This window comes from Nocardia sp. NPDC058705 (assembly GCF_042749305.1).
Taxonomy (GTDB): Bacteria; Actinomycetota; Actinomycetes; order Mycobacteriales; family Mycobacteriaceae; genus Nocardia.
Genome location: NZ_JBHYRN010000001.1, coordinates 106,014 through 125,397, shown reverse-complemented (window position 1 = coordinate 125,397; position 19,384 = coordinate 106,014). Strand labels below are relative to the sequence as shown.

The 19,384-nt window shown below is 66.8% G+C and carries 17 protein-coding genes; 16 read left to right on the top strand and 1 reads right to left on the bottom strand.

Annotation, left to right across the window (positions count from 1 at the left end; all coding sequences use genetic code 11):
- Window positions 1–67: 67 nt before the first annotated feature.
- Window positions 68–892: a TIGR02452 family protein gene (locus ACFW6D_RS00625; protein ID WP_379323309.1), complete on the bottom strand. Its 825-nt coding sequence runs from the start codon at window positions 890–892 to the stop codon at window positions 68–70.
- Between the two features lie 389 nt (window positions 893–1,281).
- On the opposite strand from ACFW6D_RS00625, the gene ACFW6D_RS00620 reads away from it, so the two are divergent.
- The 16 genes from ACFW6D_RS00620 to ACFW6D_RS00545 all read left to right on the top strand — a co-directional run bounded on the left by ACFW6D_RS00620 (window position 1,282) and on the right by ACFW6D_RS00545 (window position 19,371).
- Window positions 1,282–2,376 (top strand): hypothetical protein, encoded by a 1,095-nt coding sequence (locus tag ACFW6D_RS00620; protein WP_379323307.1) that lies wholly within the window; start codon window positions 1,282–1,284, stop codon window positions 2,374–2,376.
- A gap of 98 nt (window positions 2,377–2,474) precedes the next feature.
- The gene (locus tag ACFW6D_RS00615) at window positions 2,475–2,876 is read left to right on the top strand and encodes a hypothetical protein (RefSeq protein WP_379323305.1); all 402 of its coding nucleotides are present in this window, start codon (window positions 2,475–2,477) and stop codon (window positions 2,874–2,876) included.
- 362 nt (window positions 2,877–3,238) lie between these two features.
- Window positions 3,239–3,619 carry an NADH-quinone oxidoreductase subunit A gene (locus ACFW6D_RS00610; protein WP_266288656.1) on the top strand — a complete coding sequence of 127 codons (381 nt, stop codon included), beginning with the start codon at window positions 3,239–3,241 and terminating at the stop codon, window positions 3,617–3,619.
- A gap of 10 nt (window positions 3,620–3,629) precedes the next feature.
- Window positions 3,630–4,184 (top strand): NADH-quinone oxidoreductase subunit B family protein, encoded by a 555-nt coding sequence (locus ACFW6D_RS00605; protein ID WP_101468016.1) that lies wholly within the window; start codon window positions 3,630–3,632, stop codon window positions 4,182–4,184.
- Entirely contained in the window at window positions 4,181–4,933 is a 753-nt protein-coding gene (locus ACFW6D_RS00600; RefSeq protein WP_379323303.1) for an NADH-quinone oxidoreductase subunit C, read from the top strand. Before ACFW6D_RS00605 ends, ACFW6D_RS00600 begins: the two co-directional genes overlap by 4 nt.
- Window positions 4,933–6,246: an NADH dehydrogenase (quinone) subunit D gene (gene nuoD / locus ACFW6D_RS00595; protein WP_379323301.1), complete on the top strand. Its 1,314-nt coding sequence runs from the start codon at window positions 4,933–4,935 to the stop codon at window positions 6,244–6,246. Before ACFW6D_RS00600 ends, nuoD begins: the two co-directional genes overlap by 1 nt.
- On the top strand, window positions 6,243–6,959 hold the full coding sequence (nuoE, locus tag ACFW6D_RS00590) for an NADH-quinone oxidoreductase subunit NuoE (protein ID WP_379323299.1): 717 nt from the start codon (window positions 6,243–6,245) through the stop codon (window positions 6,957–6,959). The genes nuoD and nuoE overlap by 4 nt, the downstream gene beginning before the upstream one ends.
- Window positions 6,956–8,278, top strand: a complete 1,323-nt coding sequence (gene nuoF, locus ACFW6D_RS00585) for an NADH-quinone oxidoreductase subunit NuoF (RefSeq protein ID WP_379323297.1) — start codon at window positions 6,956–6,958, stop codon at window positions 8,276–8,278. The genes nuoE and nuoF overlap by 4 nt, the downstream gene beginning before the upstream one ends.
- Window positions 8,275–10,734, top strand: a complete 2,460-nt coding sequence (locus tag ACFW6D_RS00580; protein ID WP_379323295.1) for an NADH-quinone oxidoreductase subunit G — start codon at window positions 8,275–8,277, stop codon at window positions 10,732–10,734. Before nuoF ends, ACFW6D_RS00580 begins: the two co-directional genes overlap by 4 nt.
- Entirely contained in the window at window positions 10,727–12,508 is a 1,782-nt protein-coding gene (gene nuoH, locus ACFW6D_RS00575; protein WP_379323293.1) for an NADH-quinone oxidoreductase subunit NuoH, read from the top strand. Before ACFW6D_RS00580 ends, nuoH begins: the two co-directional genes overlap by 8 nt.
- On the top strand, window positions 12,505–13,326 hold the full coding sequence (locus tag ACFW6D_RS00570; protein WP_379323291.1) for an NADH-quinone oxidoreductase subunit J: 822 nt from the start codon (window positions 12,505–12,507) through the stop codon (window positions 13,324–13,326). The genes nuoH and ACFW6D_RS00570 overlap by 4 nt, the downstream gene beginning before the upstream one ends.
- Window positions 13,323–13,622: an NADH-quinone oxidoreductase subunit NuoK gene (nuoK, locus tag ACFW6D_RS00565; RefSeq protein WP_056819797.1), complete on the top strand. Its 300-nt coding sequence runs from the start codon at window positions 13,323–13,325 to the stop codon at window positions 13,620–13,622. The genes ACFW6D_RS00570 and nuoK overlap by 4 nt, the downstream gene beginning before the upstream one ends.
- A gap of 1 nt (window position 13,623) precedes the next feature.
- Complete coding sequence (gene nuoL / locus ACFW6D_RS00560) at window positions 13,624–15,510, top strand: NADH-quinone oxidoreductase subunit L (protein WP_379323289.1); 1,887 nt, start codon at window positions 13,624–13,626, stop codon at window positions 15,508–15,510.
- On the top strand, window positions 15,507–17,129 hold the full coding sequence (locus tag ACFW6D_RS00555; RefSeq protein ID WP_379323287.1) for an NADH-quinone oxidoreductase subunit M: 1,623 nt from the start codon (window positions 15,507–15,509) through the stop codon (window positions 17,127–17,129). The genes nuoL and ACFW6D_RS00555 overlap by 4 nt, the downstream gene beginning before the upstream one ends.
- Entirely contained in the window at window positions 17,126–18,748 is a 1,623-nt protein-coding gene (gene nuoN / locus ACFW6D_RS00550) for an NADH-quinone oxidoreductase subunit NuoN (protein ID WP_379323285.1), read from the top strand. Before ACFW6D_RS00555 ends, nuoN begins: the two co-directional genes overlap by 4 nt.
- On the top strand, window positions 18,748–19,371 hold the full coding sequence (locus ACFW6D_RS00545) for a class I SAM-dependent methyltransferase (protein ID WP_379323283.1): 624 nt from the start codon (window positions 18,748–18,750) through the stop codon (window positions 19,369–19,371). Before nuoN ends, ACFW6D_RS00545 begins: the two co-directional genes overlap by 1 nt.
- The last annotated feature ends 13 nt before the right edge of the window (window positions 19,372–19,384 follow it).

Here is a 19,384-nt window from a genome sequence, read left to right as displayed (position 1 = left end):
CACCGCGCTACTAGGCAATGTGAACTCTCCCGATAGCATCCGATCGTCACGCCCCGATCGCAGTACGTCAGCCGATCTCGCCGAAGCGGTTTCCGAAGGCGGCACGGTTGGCCGAGACCAACCCCCGATCCCACACCGCGAACACCACCCGATCGAAGGCAGCGCCCCAACGGTCCAGCGCCGCGGCGAACGCATCGGCGACCTCGGCAGGATTGTTCCCGAAAACTCCGCACCCCCACGCTCCCAGTACCAGGACTCGCACCTCGTGCCGGGCCGCGACGGCGACCACGCGTTCAGCCCGCTGCACCAGCACCTCACGCACATCCACCATGTCCGAACGGCGTGCCAATTGCGTGAAGTTCGGCGCGGGCGAGGTCAGGAAAGTCACCGGAAACGGGGCAGCCAGCCCACCCTGATCGTCCCGGATCACCGGCACGTCCGGGGACAGGATCACCCGGTGGCTGTAGTGCAGATCCGACGACGCGCGATGGGCCGCATAGTAATCCGGCGCCTGCACCAGACTGCTGTACAGCAGAGCATGACGACACAGATCCTCCTCCTGCGCCCGTGCACCCCTCAGATACCCGCCGCCCGGATTGCGCGCGGAAGCAAAGTTCAACACCGCGACCCGACCCGCGCCACCGTCGGCGAACAACCGTCGTGCCGCCTGAACACTGCCCTCCCCGGTCACCTCGATCCCGGGCGCACCAGCACCCGGCGCCGGTTCGCTGACCAGAACATCCAGCTGGGCAGGCGAATACGACACGGTCCCCGCCACAGCGGCACGCACCTGCGCCCCGATCTCCACCATCTCACCAGCCGCGGTCCGATAACTCCCCCGCTCGGCGATCTCCTCGTTCACCACGGCCACGTGATGCAATCTGCTACTCATGCCGACGACGCTAAACGACAAGTCGGGCACCGCGCCAGGGGTTTTTGTCACCTAAACAAAAACGTGGTCGCACACCCATCGACGCGCTGAGCACCTGAACCCGATGGACCCGAACTGACACCGTCTGTACGGTCGCCAGTGGGGCGAGATCCTCGCGGCCGAACGAGCCGGCTGACCACCCGCGACTGCCGATCGGATACGACGTCCGACGGTTCCGCTGGGCGACAACCGTCATTCGCCCACGCCTGCGGCGTAGAACCTTGCGCCGCAGGCCAACTGCCGGATCTGCCGCGCCGCTGAATCGCAGTGGACGGACGATGATGCCGTCGGTACGGTCGTCGCCAGGGGCGTGATCGTTGCGTGCGGGTAGTCGAATGAAGGGGTGGGACATGGCAACCGAGGTCAAGCTGTCGGGGGATGCGCTCGAATTGCAGGGTGGGGTTCGGGTGACGTTCGTGCGGACGTTGCGCCTGCCCGAGACCGGTACGTATCCATTGCCGCCCGGCTTGGGCACTTTCCCGCTGCGCCGGGTCGCCGACTACCCGGACACGGTGCCCGAGGAATGGCGTGAACGCGGTGGGGTGATGGTGCCGGTGTACCAGCGCGAAGCGATGTGGTTGCGGTTCTCGGCGACAACGCCGACCGCGTTGAAAGTCGCTGTCGGCAAGGTGTGCGCCGTATCGGGCAAGCCGTGGAGTGACGCGCTCACCAAGGATCCGCAGAACTATCTCGCGCTCCCCGAGCAGCCGTGGCTGGACGGCATCAACTCCGGTGAGGGAACGGTTCGGCAGTTCGTCGCGGTCCCGATGGGTCTCGGAGCGACTGTCGAAGGTCAGGTCACCGGCACCGAACAGTGGGGCGGCGTGCAACTGGCGGTGCACGGGCTCACCGATGCGGCGCGCGACGCGTGGAACCTGCAAGAACAAGCGCGACGAGCGGCGCGGCCCCCGACGGGCCCCAAACCACCCTGGCTCCAAGACTCCTCAGCGCCCTACGCCGGTGCGGCGCCCTACGCCGGACCCGTCCCTGTCAGTGCTCTGCCGCCTCTCGGTGCCGCCCCCGCCGGCATGCCGGCGCCCGGTGCGGCACCGAGAGCGGGTGGTCCCACGGCCCGAAAGATGGGCATGGGCGCGGGCGGCACGATGCGTCAGGAGATCTTTGCCGACAAACGCCCCATCGATGATTACCGGACCATCGCAGGCGGCCGCGTTTTCGTCCACCTCACCTCCGCCGCCGAATGGCAGCAGATCACCGGCGAACCCGCACCGCCCACCCCGATCACCGCCCAGGCCTACGCCGCCAACGGCCTACCCTGGTTCGACTACTACGACGCCGACGCCGACGACCTCCCACCCTCGACCGAACTCGCCGACGTGAAACCGACCGGCAACTGGCTCGCCGACGAACACCCGAATCCGCCCATCGGCTACGGGCTTCCGGTGATTCCACTGGGCGACAACACAGTCCAGGACGGCAACTGGTAGATCGCCGAAGCCTGCGGCGAGGAACCCTGCGCCGCAGGCCAACTGCCGGATCCGGCGAACCTGCCACGGTGGCGCACCTACGGACGTACGATCCGAGCGTGGCCGAATCCCAAGGTTCCACCCCGCTGCGTGTGCTGGTCTACAGCAACGATGCCGATACCCGTCAACAGGTGATCCTGGCGCTGGGCCGTAGGCCGCGCGCCGACTTACCGGAGCTCGACTTCTTCGAGGTCGCCACCGCACCGGTCGTCATCGAGCAGATGGACGCCGGCGGGATCGATCTCGCGATTCTCGACGGCGAATCCGCGCCGACGGGCGGCCTCGGTATCGCCAAGCAGCTCAAGGACGAGATCGAGCAGTGCCCGCCGGTGGTCGTCCTCACCGGTCGCCCGGACGACGCCTGGCTGGCCAACTGGTCACGCGCCGAGGCCGCCGTCTCGCACCCGATCGACCCCATGCAGCTCACCAACGCGGTCGCAGGAGTCCTGCTCGCCCGCTGAACCGGCATCGTCCCGAACAGCCGGATAGTCCGCTTCGTTCCTTTCTGCGCATCACCACTGGTTACGCCAGTGGTTCGCGTCCGCATGCCCGCAGCCGATTACCCCCGTATCGCTCATGAATCGCGGTACCGAAATCGATCAAACCCCACCCCGGAAACGTGCGGCGGACCCCCGAAACGGCGGTAGTCTGTGCTCTAGCTCACACGAGCACGGGCTCTTGTATAACGCTCCGCCATCGCTGCACAGCCTTGCGCGAGCCCCGGTTCGGCGGACAACGTTGTCGGCCCCGTCTCGCCGAAAGCTGCCGTCCGCGGCCGGGCCACACGGCTCGGCCTGCTCCAGCGAGGAGGGGAAGTGCAGTCGTGAATATCGAGGTGCCCGCACTCGTACTCGGCGCCATCGCCGCGGCGTTCGCGGTGTTCTCCGTCATCATGGCGTCGCTAATCGGCCCGAAACGCTACAACCGGGCCAAACTCGAACCCTATGAATGCGGCATCGAGCCGACCCCGCACGCCATCGCCGGTGGCCCGGGAAACACAGCAGGACAGCGCTTTCCGGTGAAGTACTACCTCACGGCGATGCTGTTCATCATCTTCGACATCGAGATCGTGTTCCTCTACCCCTGGGCCGTGCATTTCGACACGCTCGGGCTGTTCGGTCTCGCCGCGATGGCGCTGTTCATCGTCAATGTGTCTGTCGCCTACGCCTACGAATGGCGTCGCGGCGGCCTCAGCTGGGAATGAGTGGGAAATAATGGGTCTCGAAGAGAAACTGCCCAGCGGGTTCCTGCTGAGCACGGTCGAGGATTTCGCCGGCTACCTGCGTAAGGGCTCGGTCTGGCCCGCCACGTTCGGGTTGGCGTGCTGCGCGATCGAGATGATGGCCACCGGCGCCGGACGATTCGACATCGCCCGCTTCGGCATGGAAGCGTTCCGCGCCTCCCCCCGCCAAGCCGACCTGATGATCGTGGCGGGCCGGGTGAGCCAGAAGATGGCACCGGTGCTGCGCCAGGTCTACGACCAGATGACCGAGCCCAAATGGGTGCTGGCCATGGGGGTTTGCGCGTCCTCGGGTGGCATGTTCAACAACTACGCCATCGTCCAAGGCGTCGACCACATCGTCCCGGTCGACATCTACCTGCCCGGCTGCCCGCCCCGCCCGGAGATGCTGCTCAACGCGATCCTGGCGCTGCACGCGAAAATCGCCGAGATGCCGATGGGCGTCAACCGCGAGGAGGCGATCCGCGCCGCCGAAAAGGCCGCACTCGCCAGCACGCCGACCATCCGGATGGAGGGCCTGCTGCGATGACCTTCGACTCTCCCGACAACACCGACAGCCCTGCGGGACAAGAAGTTCCGGAGGAATCGCCCCCACAGACACCACCGAAACCACCCGAGGACGAGGTGATCGGCACCCGGCGCGGCATGTTCGGCGTCAGCGGCACCGGCGACACCTCCGGCTACGGCGGCCTGGTCACCCCGGTCGCACTCCCCGCGGGCACCCCGCCCCCGTACGGCAGCTGGTTCGACGCGTTCGTCGGCACCTTGCGCGCCGCACTCGTGGGTCGAGTCATTGCCTTCGACACCGTGATCGAGAAGATCGTCGTCTTCCGCGACGAACTCACACTGCACGTGAAGCGCGAACATCTCGTCGCCGTCGCGAGCACCCTGCGCGACGACAGCTCCCTGCGATTCGAACTATGCCTGGGCGTCAACGGCGTGCACTACCCCGACGACACCGACCGCGAACTGCACGCCGTCTACCACTTGAAGTCGATCACCCACGGGCGCCGGATCCGGCTGGAAGTGTCAGCCCCCGATGCCGATCCGCACATCCCGTCCCTGTTCTCGGTCTATCCGACCAACGACTGGCACGAACGCGAAACCTACGACTTCTTCGGCATCGTCTTCGACGGCCACCCCTCCCTGACCCGCATCCTCATGCCCGACGACTGGCGCGGGCATCCGCAACGCAAGGACTACCCGCTCGGCGGGATCCCGGTGGAGTACAAGGGCGCGCGCATACCGCCGCCCGACGAGCGGAGGACCTACAGCTGATGACCGACACAGATTTTCGCCGCGACGACCCACAGGTGGTGACGGTCGCAGGCCAGGACTGGGACCAGGTCAGCGAAGTGCTCGACGGCGGCGCCGAAGAACGCATCGTGGTGAACATGGGCCCGCAGCACCCGTCCACGCACGGGGTGTTGCGCCTGATCCTCGAGATCGAAGGCGAAACCGTCACCGAAGCCCGCTGCGGCATCGGATACCTCCACACCGGCATCGAGAAGAACCTGGAATTCCGCAACTGGACCCAGGGCGTCACCTTCGTGACCCGGATGGACTACCTGTCCCCGTTCTTCAACGAAACCGCCTACTGCCTCGGCGTCGAGAAACTGCTCGACATCACCGACCAGATCCCCGAACGCGCCACCGTGGTCCGGGTACTGCTGATGGAGCTCAACCGCATCTCCTCACACCTGGTTGCCCTCGCGACCGGCGGCATGGAACTGGGCGCGCTCACCCCGATGCTGTTCGGCTTCCGCGAACGCGAACTCATCCTCGACGTGTTCGAAACCATCACCGGCCTGCGGATGAACCACGCCTACATCCGCCCCGGCGGCCTCGCCCAGGACCTCCCCGACGACGGCGTCACCAAAGTCCGTGAACTCCTGGCCATCCTGCCCGGCCGCCTGCGCGACATGGAGCACCTGCTCAGCGCCAACCCGATCTGGAAGAAACGCACCCAGGACATCGGCTACCTCGACCTCACCGGCTGCATGGCCCTCGGCATCACCGGACCCGTCCTTCGCGCCACCGGCCTGCCCCACGACCTGCGCAAGTCGGATCCGTACTGCGGTTACGAGAACTACGAATTCGACATCCCGACGACTACAGGATGTGACTGCTACGGCCGCTACATCATTCGGATCGCCGAGATGACCGAGTCGATCAAGATCGTCGAACAGTGCCTGGACAAGCTACGGCCCGGACCAGTGATGATCGACGACAAAAAGATCGCCTGGCCCGCGGACCTGGAACTGGGCCCCGACGGTCTGGGCAACTCACCCAAGCACATCGGCAAGATCATGGGCACCTCCATGGAATCGCTGATCCACCATTTCAAGCTCGTCACCGAGGGCATCAGAGTGCCTGCCGGACAGGTGTATTCGGCGGTGGAGTCCCCGCGTGGGGAACTCGGCGTGCACATGGTCAGCGACGGCAGCACCCAGCCCTACCGGGTGCACTACCGCGACCCCTCGTTCACCAACCTGCAAGCGGTGGCCGCGATGTGCGAGGGCGGCATGCTCGCCGACGTGATCGCCTCGGTCGCCAGCATCGATCCGGTAATGGGCGGAGTAGACCGATGAGCAACGAAAACCCCACCAGCACACCGATTCTCCTGAGCCTCAGCACCCGTCCCGAACCGTATCCGCCACACGTGCGCGAACGCCTCGAACTGGACGCCAAGGAGATCATCACCCGCTACCCGCACCCCCGCTCCGCGCTGCTACCACTGCTGCACCTGGTGCAAGCCGAGGAAGGCTACGTCACCGGCACCGGCATCGATTTCTGTGCCGATCATCTCAACCTCACCGGCGCCGAAGTGACCGCGGTCGCGACCTTCTATTCGATGTACCGACGCACCCCCACCGGCGACTACCACGTCGGCGTCTGCACCAACACCCTCTGCGCGGTCCTCGGCGGCGACGCCATCTACGAAGCGCTACAACAACACCTGAACGTCGAACACGGTGAAACCACCCCCGACGGCGCCATCACCCTCGAACACATCGAATGCAACGCCGCCTGCGACTACGCCCCGGTCATGATGGTGAACTGGGAGTTCTTCGACAACCAGACCCCCGAATCCGCCGTCGCGATCACCGACGCGCTGCGAGCGGGCCACCAGGTCCGCCCGACCCGCGGCGCACCGCTGTGCACGTTCCGCGAAACGGCCCGCATCCTCGCCGGATTCCCCGACGAACGCCCCGGCGCGCTCGAAGGCGCACCGGGCACCCCCACCCTGGCAGGCCTCGAAACCGCTGCGGCGGAAGACGACTCGGCAGGGGGACCGCGATGACCACACTCACCCCGGTCCTCAGCGAACACTGGGCCACCCCCCACTCCTGGACTCTAGACACCTATCGCGCAACCGGCGGCTACGACGGACTCCGCACCGCCCTGCGCACAACTCCCGACGAAGTAATCCAAATCGTCAAAGACTCGGGCCTGCGCGGGCGCGGCGGCGCCGGGTTCCCCACCGGCATGAAGTGGTCGTTCATTCCCCAGGGCCCCGGCCCCGGCGGCATCACGAAACCGCACTACCTCGTCGTCAACGCCGACGAATCCGAACCCGGCACCTGCAAAGACATCCCGTTGATGCTGGCCACCCCGCATACCCTCATCGAAGGCATCGTGATCGCCGCGTACGCGATCCGCGCCGCGACCGCGTTCATCTACGTCCGCGGCGAAGTGGTCCCGGTGCTGCGCAGGCTCCAAGCCGCCGTCGCCGAGGCCTACGACGCGGGCCTGCTCGGCCGCGACATCCTCGGCTCCGGTTTCGACCTCGACCTGATCGTGCACGCCGGTGCGGGCGCCTACATCTGCGGTGAGGAAACGGCTCTGCTCGATTCCCTCGAAGGTCGACGCGGACAGCCCCGTTTGCGTCCACCGTTCCCCGCTGTCGCCGGCCTGTACGCGTCCCCGACGGTCGTGAACAATGTGGAATCCATTGCCAGCGTGCCCTCGATCCTGCGCAACGGTACCGAGTGGTTCCGCTCGATGGGCACCGAGAAGTCCCCCGGCTTCACCCTGTACTCCCTCTCGGGCCACGTCGCCCGCCCCGGCCAGTACGAGGCCCCGCTCGGCATCACCCTGCGCGAACTGCTCGACTACGCGGGCGGCGTACGACCCGGGCACACCCTCAAGTTCTGGACCCCCGGCGGTTCCTCGACCCCGATGTTCACCGACGAACATCTCGACGTCGCCCTCGACTACGAAGGTGTCGCCGCCGCCGGATCCATGTTGGGCACCAAGGCCTTACAGATCTTCGACGACACCACCTGTGTGGTCCGTGCGGTCCTGCGCTGGACCGAGTTCTACGCCCACGAATCGTGCGGCAAATGCACACCGTGCCGCGAAGGCACCTACTGGCTCGTGCAATTGCTGCGCCGCCTCGAAGCCGGCCAGGGCACCGAAGCCGACCTGGACAAACTCGCCGACATCGCCGACAACATCAACGGTAAATCGTTCTGCGCGCTCGGTGACGGCGCGGCGAGCCCGATCTTCTCCTCGCTGAAGTACTTCCGCGACGAATACCTTGCGCATCAGCGACTCGGCGGCTGCCCGTTCGACCCGGCCGCCGCGACGGTGTGGGCACCAGCGAAAGAGGTCCGATGACAGCCATCGCCCCCGGTAACAGCAGCGGTGTAGTACCCACCGACATGGTGAGTGTCACCATCGACGACACCACCATCCAGGTTCCGGTGGGCACCTTGGTGATCCGCGCCGCCGAACTGATCGGCGTGCAGATCCCCCGCTTCTGCGACCACCCCCTGCTCGAGCCGGTCGGTGCGTGTCGCCAGTGCATCGTCGAGGTCGAAGGCCAGCGAAAGCCGGTCGCCTCCTGCACGATCCCGGTCACCGACGGCATGATCGTGCGCACCCAGATCAGCTCCCCGGTCGCCGAAAAGGCCCAGCGCGGGGTGATGGAGCTGCTGCTCATCAACCACCCCCTCGATTGCCCGGTCTGCGACAAGGGCGGCGAATGCCCACTGCAGAACCAGGCGATGTCCACCGGCAGCGCCGAATCGCGCTTCGACGGCGAGAAACGCACCTATCCGAAACCGATCCCGCTGTCCACGGCCGTGCTGCTGGATCGGGAACGATGTGTGCTGTGCGCGCGCTGCACCCGGTTCTCCCAGCAGATCGCCGGTGACCCCTTTATCGAACTGATGGATCGCGGTGCGCTGCAACAGGTCGGCACCGCCCAGGCCGAACCCCTCGACTCCTACTTCTCCGGCAACACCGTCCAGATCTGTCCGGTCGGCGCGCTCACCGGCACCTCCTACCGCTTCCGGGCTCGCCCGTTCGACCTCGTCTCCACCCCGAGCGTCTGCGAACACTGCGCCTCCGGCTGCGCGCAGCGCACCGACCATCGTCGCGGAAAAGTGTTGCGCCGCTTGGCCGGTGACGATCCGCAGGTCAACGAGGAATGGAACTGCGACAAGGGTCGCTGGGCCTTCGCCTACGCCACCGAACGCGACCGCCTCACCACCCCGCTGGTGCGCGGCTGGGACGGCGTCCTCGCCCCGGCTTCCTGGCCCGAAGCGCTCACTGCCGCAGCCGCGGGCCTGAGTGCCGCGATCGGCAACGCCGGAGTTCTCGTCGGCGGCCGGGTCACCGAGGAAGAGGCCTACGCCTACAGCAAGTTCGCGCGAATGGTCCTCGCCACCAATGACATCGACTTCCGCAGCCGAGTGCATTCCGAGGAGGAACAACGATTCCTCGCCGCCCGCGTCGCCGGACGCGGCATTCAGGTCGACTTCGCCGCACTCGACAGAGCCCCCACCGTGCTGCTGGTCGGGTTCGAACCAGAAGAGGAATCGCCCATCGTCTACCTGCGGCTGCGCAAAGCTGCCCGCACGCGTGGGCAGCGGGTGGTGTCGCTGGCGCCGTTCGCCTCCCGCGGCCTCGAACGCATGTCGGGCGCGCTGATCCAGACCCCACCCTGCGGCGAAGCCGACGTCATCGCCTCGATCATGGCCGAAACCTCCGCGGACGCCACCGAACTCATGACGATGCTGTCCACCCCCGGCGCGGTCATCATGGCCGGTGAACGTCTCGCGGGCAGCCCCGGCGCCCTCTCGGCCGTCACCCGCCTGGCCGACACCACCGGCGCCGCACTCGCCTGGATACCCCGTCGCGCAGGCGAACGCGGCGCACTGGAAGCCGGCGCACTGCCCAGCTTGCTCCCCGGTGGCCGACCGGTCGTGGATCCCACCGCCCGCCAACAGGTTCGACACCGCTGGCAATCCGGGGAACTCCCGGTCACCGCGGGCCGCGACGCCACCGCGATCCTCGCCAACGCCGCCCAGTCCGGTGCGCTCGTCATCGGCGGTGTAGACCCGGCCGACCTGCCAGACCCGGCGGCCGCACTGGCCGCCATCGACGCCGCCCGATTCGTCGTCAGCCTCGAAATGCGGCACAGCGCCGTCACCGAACGCGCCGACGTCGTCTTCCCCGTAGCGACCGCGATGGAGAAATCCGGCACCTTCCGCACCTGGGAAGGCCGCCCGCGCCCCTTCACCGCGGCCTCCCTCGACACCACTCGCCGCGTCGCCGCGCCCCTGTCGGACCTGCGCGTCCTGCACTCGCTGGCCGCGCAGATGGGCGTCCAGCTCAACCTGCCCGACGCCGCCACCGCCCGCGCCGAACTCGACGCACTCGGCACCTGGACCGGCGATCCCATCCCGGCACCGAACCTCACCAGCCAAACCCGCCCCGCACCCGGTCCCGGAACCGCCGTGCTGGCCGGATGGCGGATGCTCCTCGACGCCGGTCGCATGCAAGACGGTGAACCCAATCTCGCCGGCGTCGCCCGTCCACCGGTTGCGCGCCTCTCGGCCGCGACCGCCGCCGAGATCGAAGCCGCCGACGCCGATCACATCATCGTCTACACCGACCGCGGCGAGATCTCGGTGCCGCTGATGATCACGGACCTGCCCGACCGGGTCGTGTGGCTGCCGCTGCACTCGCCCGGTTCGACGGTCGCCGCCGAACTCGGTGTGACACCCGGCGCCGTGGTGCGCCTGCGTCGCGCCGACGACAGGATGAAGGAACACCGTCATGAGTGATCCAGTGCAGTACCTGGCGGCCGGGACAGTCTTCGGCACCGACCCGCTGTGGCTGGTGGTGGTCAAAGCGCTCGGGGTGTTCGTCTACCTGATGCTGGTGCCGTTGATCGCGGTGTACGCCGAGCGCAAAGTCGTCGCGTGGATGCAGATGCGGGTCGGTCCCAACCGGATCGGGCCCGGCGGCATGCTCCAGTCGATCGCCGACGGCGTGAAGATGGCGCTCAAAGAAGACATCATCCCGGCCATCGTGGACAAACCGATCTTCGTGCTCGCCCCGATCATCTCGGTGATCCCGGCGTTCATGGCGTTCGCGGTGATCCCGATGGGCCCGGAGGTGTCGATTTTCGGCACACGAACCGCCTTGCAGCTCACCGATATGCCCGTCGCCGTGCTCTACATCCTGGCTATCACCTCGATCGGCGTGTACGGAATCGTGCTCGCCGGTTGGTCGTCGGGTTCGACGTATCCGCTGCTCGGCGGTCTGCGCTCCACCGCTCAGGTGATCTCCTACGAGATCGCGATGGCACTGACTTTCGCCACGGTGTTCCTGCTGTCGGGAACCATGGCGACCTCCGAGATCGTCACCGCGCAGGAAGGCACCTGGTACGTCTTCCTGCTGCTGCCCTCGTTCCTGATCTATTGCGTGTCGATGGTCGGCGAAACCAACCGTGCGCCTTTCGATCTGCCCGAAGCCGAAGGCGAACTGGTCGGCGGCTTCCACACCGAGTACTCGTCGCTGAAATTCGCGATGTTCATGCTGGCCGAATACGTGAACATGGCAACGGTTTCCGCGCTCGCGACCACGCTGTTCCTCGGTGGTTGGCGGGCACCGTTCCCGATCAGCCTGTGGGAGGGCGCCAACTCCGGGTGGTGGCCGCTGCTGTGGTTCACCCTCAAGGTGTGGACGTTCCTGTTCGTGTTCGTCTGGCTGCGCGGCACCCTGCCCCGCCTGCGCTACGACCAGTTCATGAACCTCGGCTGGAAACTGCTCATCCCCACCTCGCTCGTATGGGTGATGATCGTGGCCGCCGCGCGCGTGCTCGACCTCGAAGGGCTGCCCGGCCAGAACTTCGTCCTGGTCGGTGTGGGCCTGGTGATCACCGCGGCGATGATCGCGATGTTCCTGCGGGCTGGCCGCACCGCCGGACTGCCACCATTGCCGGAGGAGCCGTCGACATCGTCGGTGTTCCTCGGGTTCCCGGTCCCGCCGATGCCACCACGACCCGCGAACGACCAGCCGCAAATCGGCCTGTTCGAACCCCTCGCCGGTTTCGCGGTCACCGCGGCCACCATGTTCAAGAAGCCGAACACCGAACAGTATCCCGAGCAGAAGGTGCCGACCGCACCGCGCTATCACGGCCGCCACCAACTCAACCGCTACGACGACGGCCTCGAGAAATGCATCGGCTGCGAACTGTGCGCGTGGGCATGCCCGGCGGACGCCATCTTCGTCGAAGGCGCCGACAACACCGAGGAGGAACGCTTCTCCCCCGGTGAACGGTACGGGCGCGTCTACCAGATCAACTACCTGCGCTGCATCGGCTGCGGCCTGTGCATCGAGGCCTGCCCCACTCGCGCGCTGACGATGACCAACGAATACGAACTCACCGACGACAACCGCGCCGACCTCATCTACGAGAAGAACCAGCTGCTGGCCCCAATGCAGCCCGGCATGACGCCCGCACCGCACCCGATGGCACCGGGCACCGACGCGGCCGACTACTACCTGGGCCGGGTCGGTCCCGCACCGTCGGACGAGGAGGTCCTGCGATGAGCACGCCACACATGTTGGCCGCCGAGATCGCCGACACGTCCACTGGTGAGGGCGTGCTGTTCTGGGTGCTCGCCCCGATCGCGGTCCTTGGCGCACTCGGTATGGTGACCGCGGCCAAGGCCGTGCATTCGGCACTGTGCCTGGCCGCCACCATGATCGCGCTCGCCGTGTTCTACATCGCCCAGGGCGCACTGTTCCTCGGCGTCGTGCAGATCGTGGTGTACACGGGCGCGGTGATGATGCTGTTCCTGTTCGTGCTGATGCTCGTCGGCGTCGACTCGGCGGAATCGCTGCGGGAGACGTTGCGCGGGCAGCGTATTGCCGCCGCGATCGTTGGAATCGGATTCGGGCTGCTGTTCATCGGCGGGATCGGCGCGGCCCTGCGCGACAGCGGAACCACCTTCCCCGGCCGCGGTTTCGGCGACCGAGACGTGATCGCCGAACTCGCCGAACTGATCTTCCTGCGCTACGTGTGGGCATTCGAACTCACCGGCGCACTGCTGATCACGGCCACGATCGGTGCGATGGTGCTGGCCCACCGCGAACAGTTCACCCCCAAACGGGGCCAGCGCGAAATGTCGCGCGACCGTTTCCGCACCGCGGGCGAACGGGCCACTCCGCTACCGACACCGGGCGTCTACGCACGGCACAACGCCGTCGACAGCCCCGCCCAACTCCCCGACGGCTCCTTCGCCGAACACTCGGTGTCCACGATCCTGCGTCACCGCCGCACCCGCGCCCACACCGAAGCCGCCGTGCTCTCGGTCGGCACGGTCCGCGACGACAACCCGACGGCCGACGAGGAAGGCAAGCGGTGAACCCCCAGAACTACCTGTTCCTGTCTGCGCTGCTGTTCACCATCGGCGCGGCCGGAGTGTTGTTGCGCCGCAACGCGATCGTGGTGTTCATGTGCGTGGAGCTGATGCTCAACGCGGTGAACCTGGCGTTCGTCACCTTCGCCCGGTTGCACGACAACCTCGACGGTCAGGTGATCGCGTTCTTCACCATGGTCGTCGCCGCGGCCGAGGTCGTCGTCGGTCTGGCCATCATCATGACGATCTTCCGTGCCCGCCGGTCGACCTCGGTCGACGACGCCAACCTGCTGAAGTTCTGACATGGGTACCGCAACGCTGTGGCTGCTGCCCGCCCTCCCGCTCGCAGGCGCGATCGTCCTGCTGCTGTTCGGCCACCTCACCGACCGCTGGGGCCCCTACCTGGCTACCGCGGCCGCGCTGTCGTCGTTCGTGGTCGCCGTGGTCGCGTTCTTCGGGATGCTAGGCCGCCCCGACGCCGACCGCGCCGTGCACAAGGAACTGTTCAACTGGGTGCCCACCGGTGATCTACAGGTCGGGTTCAGCCTGCAACTTGATCAGCTGTCGATCTGCTTCGCGCTCCTCATCACCGGTGTCGGCTCGCTGATCCACATCTACTCGCTCGGCTACATGAGCCACGACCCGGGCAAGCGCCGGTTCTTCGGTTATCTCAACCTGTTCCTGGCCGCCATGCTCGTGCTGGTGCTGGCCGACAACTTCCTCGTGCTGTATCTGGGCTGGGAAGGCGTCGGTTTGGCGTCCTACCTGCTGATCGGTTTCTGGTACGAAAAGCCCTCCGCCGCAACAGCAGCCAAGAAGGCCTTCGTCGTGAACCGGGTCGGCGACATGGGCTTGGCCATCGCCATGATGGTCATGTTCGCGACCTTCGGCTCCTTCGACTTCCAGACCGTCTTCGCGGCCAGCCCCGGCGCCAGCGAAGGCACCCTCACCGCCATCGGCCTACTGCTGTTGCTCGCGGCCTGCGGCAAATCCGCGCAGGTACCGCTTCAATCGTGGCTCGGCGACGCGATGGAAGGCCCCACCCCCGTCTCGGCGCTCATCCACGCCGCCACCATGGTCACCGCCGGTGTGTACCTGATCGCCCGCTCCAACCCGATCTACGATCTCGCCCCCAACGCCCGCACGGCCGTGATCGCCGTCGGTGCGGTGACCTTGCTGTTCGGCGCCATCATCGGCTGCGCCAAGGACGACATCAAGAAGGCCCTCGCGGCCTCGACGATGAGCCAGATCGGCTACATGATCCTGGCCGTCGGCCTCGGCCCCGCCGGCTACGCGTTCGCGATCATGCACCTGCTCACCCACGGGTTCTTCAAAGCAGGCCTGTTCCTCGGCGCCGGTTCGGTGATGCACGCGATGAACGACGAAACCGACATGCGCCGCTACGGCGGCCTGCGCACCCTGATGCCGATCACCTTCATCACCTTCGGCCTCGGCTACCTCGCCATCATCGGCGTGCCACCGTTCTCCGGGTTCTTCTCCAAGGACAAGATCATCGAAGCCGCCTTCGACCACGGCGGAGCCACCGGAATACTGCTGGGCGCAGTCACTCTCGTCGGCGCCGCGCTCACCGCCTTCTACATGACACGCGTCATGCTGATGACGTTCTTCGGCGAACGCCGCTGGAAGCCCGACACCCACCCGCACGAATCACCAGCGGTGATGACCGGGCCGATGATCCTGCTCGCGTTCGGATCCGTCTTCGCCGGTGGACTGTTCGTCTGGGGCTCGTCGCTGGTGCACTGGCTCGAACCGGTTGTCGGCTCCCATCACGCGGAGCCCGTCATCCCCGCCGCCGTGGTCACCGGACTCGCCTTGACCGCGGTCGCGATCGGCGTGGCCATCGCCTACCGCAAGTACGCCGAGAACCCGATCCCCGAGGCCGCACCGGAACAGGTCAGCGTGCTCACCGACGCGGCACGCGAGGACCTCTACGGCGACAAGATCAACGAAGCCGTGTTCGAACGTCCCAGCCGTCACCTCACGAGGGCGCTGGTGTTCCTCGACGCGAAGGGCGTCGACGGGATCGTGAACGGTACAGCCGCCTCGATCGGCGGGCTGTCGGCGCGAATCCGCAAGGTGCAGACCGGTTTCGTGCGCTCCTACGCTCTGTCCATGTTCACCGGCGCGGCCCTGGTGGCCGCTGCCCTGCTGGCAGTGAGGTTCTGGTGAACTCGTTTCCCTGGCTGACGACACTCTGGCTCGCCCCCGCGATCGGGGCGGGCCTGGTGCTCGCTGTCCCTGCCGCTCGACGAAATGTGGCGCGCGGGTTGGCGTTCGCGGTGTCGATCGGTGTGCTCGTGCTGGCCGTTGTCCTGACGGTGCGGTTCCAGCCCGGCGGTGACCAGTACCAATTCGTCGAATCCCATGAATGGATCCCGGCATTCGGCGTCGGCTACACCCTCGGCCTCGACGGCATCGCCACCGCGCTGGTCCTGCTCACCGCCGTGCTGATGCCCTTGCTGATCCTGGCGGGCTGGAACGACGACACCGCCACCGGCGAAGGCCCCCGCACCACCCACATCTATATGGCGTTGATGCTGCTGGTCGAGTCGATGGTGCTCATCTCGTTCCTGTCCCTGGACATCCTGCTGTTCTACATCTTCTTCGAAGCGATGCTGATCCCGATGTACTTCCTCATCGGAGGTTTCGGCACCCGCACCACCGACCTCGCGATTCGAGCCCAACGCTCCCGCGCCGCGGTGAAGTTCTTGCTGTACAACCTCTTCGGTGGGCTCGTCATGCTCGCCGCAGTGATCGGGCTCTACGTCCTCACCGCTCAAGCCGGCCTGGGCGAGGGCTCGGCGGGCACCTTCGATCTGCGGGTCGTGGTCGCCGCCGCCAACAACGGTGAACTCGGCGGCAGCACCGCTGTTCTCAACGCCCTGTTCCTCGGCTTCATGTTCGCCTTCGCGGTGAAAGCGCCACTGTGGCCGTTGCACACGTGGCTGCCCGATGCCGCGGTCTCGGCCACCCCGTCGAGCGCGGTGTTGATGATGGCCGTGGTCGACAAGGTCGGCACCTTCGGCATGCTGCGCTACTGCCTGCTGCTGTTCCCCTTGGCCTCGGACACTTTCGCGCCCTTGGTCATCACCCTGGCGGTCATCGGCATCCTCTACGGCGCGCTGCTCGCGATCGGCCAAACCGACATCATGCGCTTGATCGCCTACACCTCGATCTCGCACTTCGGGTTCATCATCCTCGGCATCTTCGCCATGACCACCCAGTCACAATCCGGGGCGACTCTCTACATGGTCAACCACGGATTGTCCACGGCCGCACTGTTTCTCATCGCCGGATTCCTCGTCTCCCGGCGCGGAACCAGGCTGATCGCCGAGTACGGCGGCGTGCAAAAAGTCGCGCCAGTGCTCGCGGGCACGTTCTTCATCGCAGGCCTCGCCACGCTCTCACTGCCCGGCCTCGCACCGTTCATCAGCGAATTCCTGGTCCTGGTCGGCACATTCCCCAAGTACAAGCTCGCGGCGGTGATCGCGACCGGTGCCCTGGTACTGGCCGCGATCTACATTCTGTGGCTGTACCAGCGGTTGATGACCGGCCCGCTGAAGCAGGGCAACGAGCACCTGCGTGACCTGGTGCCGCGCGAGTTGGCCGTGGTGGTGCCGCTGCTGGTCGCGTTGCTGGTGCTCGGGTTCTATCCGAAACCGATCCTGGATCTGGTGGATCCCGCTGTGGGACACACCCTCTCGACGATCGGCAAGCACGACCCCGCTCCGACGGTCCCCGCCCCCGAAGCAGGCGCGGCCACCCCGCCCACAGGCGGCCACAAATGAGGACGGACTCCGTGACCATCACCGAGCTCGCGGCCATCGCGCCCGCACCGAGCATCGAATACCACCTGCTCTCCCCGATGCTGATCGTGTTCGCGGTCGGTGTGGTGGGTGTGCTCGTCGAAGCGTTCGTGCCCCGGCCCTACCGGTATCTCACACAGTTGGTGCTCGGGGCGGCCGGTGTGGTCGGCGCTTTGGTCGCCGTGGTGCTGCTCGCCGGGTCCGAAGGCACGGCGGTGATGGGCGCGGTCGCCATCGACGGGGTCACGCTGTTCCTGCAGGGCACGATCCTGCTGGTCGCGATGCTGGGTTTGCTGCTGATCGCCGAACGAGGTGCGGTGCCGCGGGCACGCAGCGGACCGGGCACCTGGAGTCGGGCGGCGGCCGCACTGGACCGCGGGGTCGACGCGTTCACCCCGCAGGCCTCAGCGGTGCCCGGGAGTGCGCACGAACTCGCGGCCGTGCGCTCGGGTGTCTCGACGACCGAGGTGTTCCCGCTGACGATGATCGCGGTCGGCGGCCTGCTGCTGTTCCCCGCGTCGAACGACCTGCTGACGATGTTCGTCGCGCTCGAAGTGTTGTCGCTGCCCCTGTATCTGCTGTGCGGGCTGGCCCGGCGCAGGCGGTTGCTCTCCCAGGAAGCGGCGCTGAAGTACTTCCTGCTCGGCGCGTTCTCCTCGGCATTCTTCCTCTACGGTGTCGCCCTGCTCTACGGGCAGACCGGCACGGTGTCGCTGCCGGGAATCGGTGCGGCACTGGACAAACAACCCGCGAACGCGACCCTGGGCCTGCTCGGCATCGGGATGCTCGCCGTCGGCCTGCTGTTCAAGATCGGCGCCGTCCCGTTCCAGGCCTGGGTGCCCGACGTCTACCAGGGTGCGCCGACCCCGATCACCGCCTTCATGGCCGCAGCCACCAAGATCGCCGCCGTCGGTGCCACCATGCGGGTGCTGATGGTGGGAGTCGATGCGCTGAGCGCGGATTGGCGTCCGGTTCTCGCCGCGGTCGCGGTGGCGACGATGGTGGTCGGCGCGGTCATGGCGATCACCCAGACCGACGTGAAGCGGATGCTCGCCTACTCCTCGATCGCCCACGCCGGTTTCCTGCTCGTCGGTATGGTCGCCGCCGACACCGCCGGTGTCGCCGCGGTGCTGTTCTACCTGCTCGCCTACGGCCTCGGCACGGTCGGCGCGTTCGCGGTGGTGAGCCTGGTCCGCGATGCCTCCGGCGACGAAGCGACCGCCCTGTCCCAATGGGCAGGCCTCGGCCGCCGATCCCCGTGGCTCGCTTCGGCATTCGCCCTGTTACTGCTGTCGTTCGCTGGTCTGCCACTGACCAGCGGATTCGTCAGCAAGTTCGCCGTCTTCGCGGCCGCCTCCGGTGCCGGCTACACCGCGTTGGTCATCGTCGGTGTCCTGTGCAGCGCCATCGCCGCCTTCTTCTACGTCCGCGTCATCGTCCTGATGTTCTTCACCGATCCCCCCGCCGACGCTCCCACCGTCACCGCTCCCTTCGCCACCACCCTGGTCGTGGCATTCAGCGCGGGCGCCACCCTCCTGCTCGGCATCTTCCCCCAGCCACTCCTGGACCTCGCCGACCGCTCCGCGACATTCATCCACTGATGCAGCCAACTCCCGGCTCGCGCCCACCGACCAGCCACGAACGCCGAGCCGGCCAACCATGGAACTCCTCCTACATCGACGGCCCCGCACCCTGGGACATCGGCGCCCCACAGCCCGCCGTCGTTCGATTGGCCGAAGCAGGCGGTTTCTGCGGCCCGGTCCTCGACGTCGGCTGCGGGACCGGCGACAACGCCCTGTTCATCGCCGCCCGCGGACTCCCGGTCCTCGGCGTCGACGTAGCCGAAACAGCACTGGCCACCGCCAGACAGTCCGCCGATGACCGCGGGCTCGACGCCGACTTCGCCATGGCCGACGCCCTGCACCTACAACGCCTCTACCGCCGCTTCGAAACAGTCCTCGACTGCGGCCTGTTCCACACCTTCGACGAGTCCGAACGCACCGAATACGTGACAAGCCTCGCCTCGGTCATCGACCCCGGCGGCACCCTGTACATCCTGTGCTTCAACGAAACCGGCCCCCACCCCGTCACCGAACAGGCCCTCACCGCCCCCTTCGCCGACGACCCCGCCTGGCACCTGTCCACCGTCACCCCGGAAACCCTCCGAACCCGATTCGCCGACACGACCCCCGCCTGGCTCGCAACCATCAAGCGCCGAGCCTGACCGCCTCGACCTC

What these genes read in the sequence shown, in the direction of transcription:
- ACFW6D_RS00625 (WP_379323309.1), bottom strand. Translation starts at nt 892, where the DNA reads ATGAGTAGCAGATTGCATCACGTGGCCGTGGTGAACGAGGAGATCGCC.
- ACFW6D_RS00620 (WP_379323307.1), top strand. Translation starts at nt 1,282, where the DNA reads ATGGCAACCGAGGTCAAGCTGTCGGGGGATGCGCTCGAATTGCAGGGT.
- ACFW6D_RS00605 (WP_101468016.1), top strand. Translation starts at nt 3,630, where the DNA reads ATGGGTCTCGAAGAGAAACTGCCCAGCGGGTTCCTGCTGAGCACGGTC.
- ACFW6D_RS00600 (WP_379323303.1), top strand. Translation starts at nt 4,181, where the DNA reads ATGACCTTCGACTCTCCCGACAACACCGACAGCCCTGCGGGACAAGAA.
- nuoD (WP_379323301.1), top strand. Translation starts at nt 4,933, where the DNA reads ATGACCGACACAGATTTTCGCCGCGACGACCCACAGGTGGTGACGGTC.
- nuoE (WP_379323299.1), top strand. Translation starts at nt 6,243, where the DNA reads ATGAGCAACGAAAACCCCACCAGCACACCGATTCTCCTGAGCCTCAGC.
- nuoF (WP_379323297.1), top strand. Translation starts at nt 6,956, where the DNA reads ATGACCACACTCACCCCGGTCCTCAGCGAACACTGGGCCACCCCCCAC.
- ACFW6D_RS00580 (WP_379323295.1), top strand. Translation starts at nt 8,275, where the DNA reads ATGACAGCCATCGCCCCCGGTAACAGCAGCGGTGTAGTACCCACCGAC.
- nuoH (WP_379323293.1), top strand. Translation starts at nt 10,727, where the DNA reads ATGAGTGATCCAGTGCAGTACCTGGCGGCCGGGACAGTCTTCGGCACC.
- ACFW6D_RS00570 (WP_379323291.1), top strand. Translation starts at nt 12,505, where the DNA reads ATGAGCACGCCACACATGTTGGCCGCCGAGATCGCCGACACGTCCACT.
- nuoL (WP_379323289.1), top strand. Translation starts at nt 13,624, where the DNA reads ATGGGTACCGCAACGCTGTGGCTGCTGCCCGCCCTCCCGCTCGCAGGC.
- nuoN (WP_379323285.1), top strand. Translation starts at nt 17,126, where the DNA reads ATGAGGACGGACTCCGTGACCATCACCGAGCTCGCGGCCATCGCGCCC.
- ACFW6D_RS00545 (WP_379323283.1), top strand. Translation starts at nt 18,748, where the DNA reads ATGCAGCCAACTCCCGGCTCGCGCCCACCGACCAGCCACGAACGCCGA.